Origin of the sequence: Alteromonas sp. 1_MG-2023 (assembly GCF_030547075.1) — a bacterium.
GTDB lineage: Bacteria > Pseudomonadota > Gammaproteobacteria > Enterobacterales > Alteromonadaceae > Alteromonas.
This window is the reverse complement of record NZ_JAUOQH010000005.1, coordinates 320,092-326,880: the sequence shown is the minus strand read 5'-3', so window position 1 is coordinate 326,880 and position 6,789 is coordinate 320,092. Positions and strand designations below refer to the sequence as shown.

Annotated in this window: 8 protein-coding genes; 4 read left to right on the top strand and 4 right to left on the bottom strand. The window is 43.5% G+C overall.

All coding sequences use genetic code 11. From position 1 onward, the window contains the following. Nucleotides 1–595 precede the first annotated feature (595 nt). Both Q4561_RS08100 and Q4561_RS08095 read left to right on the top strand, forming a co-directional pair. Nucleotides 596–985, top strand: coding sequence for a DUF4440 domain-containing protein (locus Q4561_RS08100; RefSeq protein WP_303459008.1), 390 nt, complete (start codon nt 596–598; stop codon nt 983–985). Nucleotides 986–1,249: 264 nt separating this feature from the next. Further along, nucleotides 1,250–2,080 (top strand): 5'-nucleotidase, lipoprotein e(P4) family, encoded by an 831-nt coding sequence (locus Q4561_RS08095; protein ID WP_303459007.1) that lies wholly within the window; start codon nt 1,250–1,252, stop codon nt 2,078–2,080. Nucleotides 2,081–2,875: 795 nt separating this feature from the next. Here the strand turns inward: Q4561_RS08095 and Q4561_RS08090 are convergent. Then, nucleotides 2,876–3,106 carry a hypothetical protein gene (locus Q4561_RS08090; protein WP_303459005.1) on the bottom strand — a complete coding sequence of 77 codons (231 nt, stop codon included), beginning with the start codon at nt 3,104–3,106 and terminating at the stop codon, nt 2,876–2,878. Between the two features lie 363 nt (nt 3,107–3,469). Between Q4561_RS08090 and Q4561_RS08085 the strand changes: the two genes are divergently transcribed. Together Q4561_RS08085 and Q4561_RS08080 are read left to right on the top strand one after the other, a co-directional pair. Beyond that, nucleotides 3,470–4,249, top strand: a complete 780-nt coding sequence (locus tag Q4561_RS08085; protein ID WP_303459002.1) for a siderophore-interacting protein — start codon at nt 3,470–3,472, stop codon at nt 4,247–4,249. 202 nt (nt 4,250–4,451) lie between these two features. After that, entirely contained in the window at nt 4,452–4,643 is a 192-nt protein-coding gene (locus Q4561_RS08080; protein ID WP_303459000.1) for a CsbD family protein, read from the top strand. Between the two features lie 70 nt (nt 4,644–4,713). On the opposite strand, the gene Q4561_RS08075 is transcribed toward Q4561_RS08080, so the two are convergent. The 3 genes from Q4561_RS08075 to Q4561_RS08065 are packed head-to-tail and all read right to left on the bottom strand — an operon-like array spanning nt 4,714 to nt 6,630. Next, complete coding sequence (locus tag Q4561_RS08075; protein ID WP_303458999.1) at nt 4,714–5,244, bottom strand: hypothetical protein; 531 nt, start codon at nt 5,242–5,244, stop codon at nt 4,714–4,716. Beyond that, a complete protein-coding gene (locus tag Q4561_RS08070) occupies nt 5,234–6,145 on the bottom strand; it encodes an anti-sigma factor (protein WP_303458997.1) in 912 nt (303 codons plus the stop codon). Before Q4561_RS08070 ends, Q4561_RS08075 begins: the two co-directional genes overlap by 11 nt. Then, nucleotides 6,142–6,630 (bottom strand): RNA polymerase sigma factor, encoded by a 489-nt coding sequence (locus Q4561_RS08065; RefSeq protein WP_303458995.1) that lies wholly within the window; start codon nt 6,628–6,630, stop codon nt 6,142–6,144. Before Q4561_RS08065 ends, Q4561_RS08070 begins: the two co-directional genes overlap by 4 nt. Nucleotides 6,631–6,789 lie beyond the last annotated feature (159 nt).

Below are 6,789 nucleotides of genomic sequence, written 5' to 3'. Positions count from 1 at the left end.
GTGTGCTAGGGCAATAGGAACCCTCCACAGCATGGATGCTGTGGCGGTGCATGCTGCTAAACAAAATTTCTGAGGGTGGGTGAAGCGTCTGCTTCATGACCCTCTGCCGCAAGGATGCGGCAGCGGAGCCCTCATTAATGGTTATAGTACGAACTCGTTATAGATGGTGTGCTAGGGCAATAGGAACCCTCCACAGCATGGATGCTGTGGCGGTGCATGCTGCTAAACAAAATTTCTGAGGGTAGGTGAAGAGCCTGCTTCATGACCCTCTGCCGCAAGGATGCGGCAGCGGAGCCCCCATGGATGGGTTTACGGCGTGTCATGAAGCAGGCTCTTCGCCCTCACTAACCAGTGTAGTAAAACAAAGTCGTTGACTTTTTATTCGGCAAATTAAATACTGCGGGTATGACATTACGCACATTGCTGTTTTCAGCACCGCGCCAAGGTTTGGCGTTAAACGCAATTATCCTCCTCGCTATTATTATTAATAATTGGCGGGAAAGTTAGTGCGTACGTAAAACATCACTAAAACCCGCCGCCAAGGCGGGTTTTTGTTAAGTCTGTCTTCGCGGTAAAAACAAACGAGACGACAGCCATGAACAACATCACTCAGTTATTAGCCCGTTTGCATAACGCGGTAAACGACAACGATCCTGCCTCGGTTAGTGCCTGCTATGGCGATAACGCCAAGGTGGTATCCACACCACTAAAAGGCACCACTCAACACGATTGTGTTAGTGCGTTGCAAACCTTTCAACATAAATACATGCCAGAGCATATCGTTACCACTGGAGATGAAATTGTGATTGAAGCCGGCGATGTGGCGTTAGTCATCGCTAAACTTTACCTTGTGCCCAAAGCCGCTCCTCATGCCTTACCTTGCGACGGAAAACGAGCCGTATATGTGATGCAACGAAACGACAGCGGTGAGTGGCGTTGCATTATCGATAATTTCTTTGGCACCGACTTACTCGACTTTGCCTGAGCCTTTGCAGAAACCTTAGGCCTGGTACTTGGTCTAGCTACTGGGTTTTAAATACTGGGTTTTAAATGCTTGGCTTCAGGGGCTGGACAGTTGCTCGGTCTCGGTTCGATTGCCTTAAACGGGGCTATTTATGCCAGCAATACGACAAAGTGAAGCTCGGGCAAGTTACCTTTATTTTGAAGCCGGCAGGTTTTATGTCAAAGTAACGCATCAAAATTTTCATTGGCGAATACAAACTGTTATCGCCAAGCAAGGACTATAAACATGTTTACCACTGCTTCGACTTCTTTTAAGACTGCATTGCGACCAATTGCAATGTCTTGTTTGGCCCTTAGCGCGCTATCAGCATGTGTTACTACCCAGCAGGTTGAAACCACCGAAGATACAGCAATGCCTGAAGCATCATTTTCTTTATCGAACTCGGTAAAGTATCAACGTCAAAGTAAAGAATACCCGCTTCTTAGTGCGTATGTTTACAAACAAGCTACTGCTGCGTTGCCTGCGACCTTTGAAAACCAGCAGACTCCGGCCGTGATCGTGTTAGATGTAGATGAGACTGTGCTTGATAACAGCCTTTATCAAGAAGAGCGCGAGTCGAAAGGTTTAGGTTATTCAAGCGATAGCTGGAATGACTGGATAAAACGCGAAGAAGCCACTTTGGTACCTGGCGTTGATAAATTCTTAGCAACAGTGGTTGAAAGAGGCGGAAAAATTGCGCTAATTACTAACCGTGATAAAGCTTTAGACAGCCATACTTGGAATAACCTACTTGCCATGGGTTTACCACTTACGCCAAGTAACACCTGCATTATGGGTAGATTGCCTGCCGATAAAGATGCCGTTGATCATAAATACATTGTGAACGATAAAGACCGTCGCCGTAATGCAGTAAAACAAGGCTCATCAGACTGCTCTATAACGAATGATGCTGCAGATAAAAGTTGGAGCAAGCCACATAATATCGTTATGCAAATAGGCGATAACATTGAAGATTTTCAAGGTGTAACCCAAGAAGATGCTTATCTACCGGCGATATTGCCTGAAGTAGGAACCAGCTTGTTTATTTTGCCTAATCCTATGTATGGTTCTTGGTAACTCAAACTGAATTTAAGTACTTCTTACGTAAATTTCACCCCGTACACTTATGCCGCATATAGTTGTACCACATCTACTTACGCCTCTTTTGCTTCGGCTGCCTAGCTGAAGTGGGGCGTTTGTACCACAACGCCCTCTCACCTACCTCCCACAGCTAACTCATGCCTAATCTTTGAAGATAACATGCAGAAATCTGTATGATTTTTGTGTAGGTAAGAAACGACACACTAGTGGGAAAAAATTTCCCATAGGTCTTTGTAAGGAGCACACCGCATCGCCTAAAAACTAACAAAGAAAAATTAAAAATTATATAAATCAACAACTTAAATTAATTCAAAGCTGGATATCAAGTTTGGCACAAGAATGGCATTAATTAGACTAACGGATAACGACGGTGTGAACATGATGCTAGGAAGGCATACCGTTACCAAGATGGTAACCATGATAACTGACTTCACCTGCGCTGGCTGACAACATTGGATGTAAATGGATATTCGTCGGCCAAGGAAAATGGATTGATAGCAAAGCTGAAGTCGCCCTGTTGTTTATCGGATAGTTGAATACGTTTAACGCCAACACGGATGTTGAAAATGGATGCGTCATTACGACGAGTAAGGTTGACACTGATGTCGACAAAGCAATTACCATGGAATTGGTTGATTTGCTTTAGGAAGTAGTAGACGTAAATAACCGATTATCTGTTGTTGAGCCAGATGTTTGTGATGGTGACTTAGATTAAGTCGTTAAAACTTGCGGGATGCAAAGATAGTGAAAGTGCTTAATGTGCAATCACTTCTAGATACCCACATCGCTGGCACAGACATTGATGTCCATGTGCAACAAAGGATTGTAACCTATTTGACTCTGTTGAATTGGCTTTGTGCCTTCAGCAATGGTCATATCGAGGAACACTAATAATGTCATCGATATTATTAGTGTGCTGTCACCCGACAGCATACCTCTCCCCTCTAAGGCCCATCCCGGCCTTTTATATACCTCTGATTTTAGCCCGCCTTTGGCGGGCATTTTTTTGTCTGTTACTTAATATTTTCTAGCTTAGCGGCCACGTAAAACACCCTTTCAAAAAAGTTTTCATTTATTTTTATATTTTGCTGAACTTTTCTTAATTCCGCTGCTCTTACTAATACATGGAGTCATTTAGTGTGTTGGCTTTGTGAAGTGTAAATGTGTTTTCCAAGTTATGTTGTGTTTTTCTTAAGGGGCTCTATAGCCCCTTTCTTTTTGCCTATAATAAACCTACGGCCCTTCTTTTTAATACCTACTTTTCTAAAAACCAGAATTATAAGCCCCTTTTCATCCCACTCTTAGAAATGGAAATGAGAACTATTATCAAATAGAATATTTTCACTATCCAATTTGGAGAATTTCATGTCTAAACCCGCTCCTCGTGTTGTCGAAGTTGTTGAGTCTTTTCGTATTACACCAAACATGCAGCGTATTGTTCTTAGCGGCCCTTCACTAGAAGGTTTTCCAGAAACTTGTCCTGGTGCATACATTAAACTGCTTTTTGATTTAAATGGCGACCCGGTTGTAAAACCGAACAAAGATAAGCCTGTCGCTATGCGAACTTACACAATTAATAGTTTTGATGCGCAGAAAGCACAGATGACTATTGATATGGTTGTTCATGTGAAAGAAGGGGTAACTGGCCCTGCTGCCGCATGGGCTCTTAGCGCCAAAGAAGGGGACAAGCTGACGATAGCAGGCCCTGGCAGCAGTAAATCGCTGGCAGAAAACTATGACTGGGTATTGTTTGCAGGTGACATGACTGCCCTACCTAGTATTCGCAACTACCTTAAAGCGCTTCCCAGCGATGCTAGAGGCGTTGCGGTTATTGCTATTGAGCATGAAGCCGATGCAATTAGCCTAGAAAAGCCTAGCAAGGTCTCTATTCACTGGGTACCCAAAGGTGAATCATCACTTTCTGACGCTATAAAACGAATTGATTGGCAGCAAGGTACACCTGCGGCATGGGTTGCCTGTGAGTTTTCTCAAATGCGGAAGATACGTTCGTGGCTGAAAGATGACAAGCAAGTGCCTCATGGCCAAGTTTACATTAGTAGCTACTGGCGTGAAGGGCGTAGTGAAGACCAACACAAAATCGATAAGCGACAGGATGTAGAGGCTTTCGCTCAACAAATTGCTTAGTTTACTGGTTCTCACCCTTCCCTTTTCGACCATGTATGACTTTCAGCGCTCTGTAAATAATGCAGGGCCTTGCCTCTAGCCCCGTTGACTCAATCAAAATAATCCCCTAAAAATCAATATTTTAATATTTGGAATGGGTATTGCTACTTAATATGTGTAGTTCACAATAACCATTCGGTTATTCTTTTTTAAGGAGCAACATATGAACAATGATCGTATTGAAGGCAACTGGAAAGAAATGAAAGGTAAGGTACAACAGCAATGGGGTAAGCTTACCGATGATGACCTAGACGTAATTGATGGTCGTCGTGAAGAACTTGTCGGCAAGATTCAGCAAGCCTACGGCAAAAGCCGCGAAGATGCCGAGAAAGAAGTAGATAAGCATTTCAACTAAGGCTTACACTTTTTAAGTTTCATAAAAATAGCCCCTATTTAGGGGCTATTTTCGTTCTCGGTGAAAACAATTAAGATTCTGTATCTGGTTTAAGGTTACTGCTTAATTCTCTTGCATCAAAACTGGTGGCAGAAGTAGGTCGAGTCCCCTTCCCCATCTCAATATTTAAAATGCTCTCGATTTCACTTTTTTGCGACCCGCCGACAAAGATACCCGATTCAAATTGCGAAGTGGGGTGAGAAGTCGTTCTACAAGTAATAACGCCACATTCAGTCACCGTTGCATAGCGTTGACCAAAGCCCACTTGCGGAGAAGCTTGTACACGTTCTTTGTCCACCATAGTTTCGCGATCAGTAACGACAAACCAATCGTACCCCTTCAGAAGAGTTAATTCTGCAGAGCGATACATAGCGTAATCCATGGCTTTGCTCTTATCTGTCCCTCTCGCTTTAAAATGTACGCGGTACTGCGTATCGCTTAATTTACTTTCGGTATACCCAAAGCCGCCATTAGACGCCTGTCGATAATCAGGCTGGCTTGCACAGCCCGACATGATGACTACCACTACAAATGATAAAAACGCTAAATACTTAGTTTTCATTTATTACTCCTTTGGCAGTATCAGACTGCCATCCACGATCTATAGCTTGCTGTTCTTGTTCTCTATTTAATGGGGTCGAGACCATTAGTAAGTCTATTTCTTCATCTAAAGCTTTGTTGGCACTGGCAGTTTGGTATTCGCTTTTATCCCTGCCTACCGTCATTAGTTTACTGGCGTGAAGCTGCCAAATTCCTTGTTCATTTTTACACGCAATCATTACATTGAGCCCGTCAGCACTTTCTATCTGTGCTTGCCTACACAGCTGTGTTTGATCATTAATAAATGACAATTGCGGCACTATTTCCATGCCGGTGACAGTTACCAATGCCTCACCCGCCAAATTATGATCGAGTGCATTCGACACATTAGCCCAGTGATTATTGGACGCGGTTAAACTTGATGATGAACCCACAGGTACCGTTTGCTCTGATTGCATCAAGGTTAATCCTGCCACTAAGGCTACCCCAGCAGCCAGTGAAAGTGGCGCTTTCCATTTACCTGCACCTTTAGACTGACTTTTCTTCCAATTTAACGGAGTAACGTTAGATGCGGCAGCTGAATTAACGCTGTTGCTTTCCATATTGTCAGAACTTAAAGCGCTTGATTCTAAAGAGCTTATACCTGCAGAGCTTAGGCTTGCACCATCAGCATCGAATTGCTGATTATCATTATAAGCACCAGAAGTATCATCATCTGCAAGCATTGACACTAGGCTGCTAGGTAATGGCTTTTGCGTCGCCACATCGGCAGACGCTTTCACCATCATATCCACCTGTGCTAACGACGCTAACCGGTCCGATAGTGCGAGATCATTGGCAATAGCCGTTCGCACATACTCCATATCTTCATCGCTAAGCTCTGCGTCTAAGAATGCTGAGAGCATGTCATCAGATACTGTCATAGCGCCACCTCCTCTTGTGGATTTAGCGTAGTACTCAATTTACTTCTTGCCCTAGCTAACCTACTCATAATAGTCCCCGCAGGGACTTCTAGCACTTCTGAAGCATCTGAATAGCTCATTCCCTGAATAGCAATAAGCGACAACGTCTCTCTTTGCTCTGGAGGGAGCTTACCCATGGCTTTACTCACCTGTTTTAGCGTAATGCCCCCTGATAGCGCCTCATCTAAATGCACCTCATCGTGGGCCTGTAATTCTGGAGACGCGGCGGCGTTTGCTTTAACTTTCTGGGCACGATACTCATCAATCCAAAGATTGCGGCATACTCGAAAAGCCCATGCCATTAATGTTGCATCTTGTGGCAAGGTTTTAGTTAACAACTTTTCAATCGTGTTTTGCAGTAAATCATCAGCATCATGTATATTGCCGGTTAGTGAAAACGCAAATTTTCTCAACGATGGAACTAGTTCAGTTACTTCTTCTTTCATACAACTTCCTATGAAATCACGTTCTATACCTAGTTAACGTTTAGTGCCGCGATTTATTCCCATTTAAATGGAATTTTTTTCACCAACAAACGTTAACTAAATACAAGAAAAGGCTAATCCATCGGTAAGGGCACGTTTTATGCCAGCTTTATTGGTGCT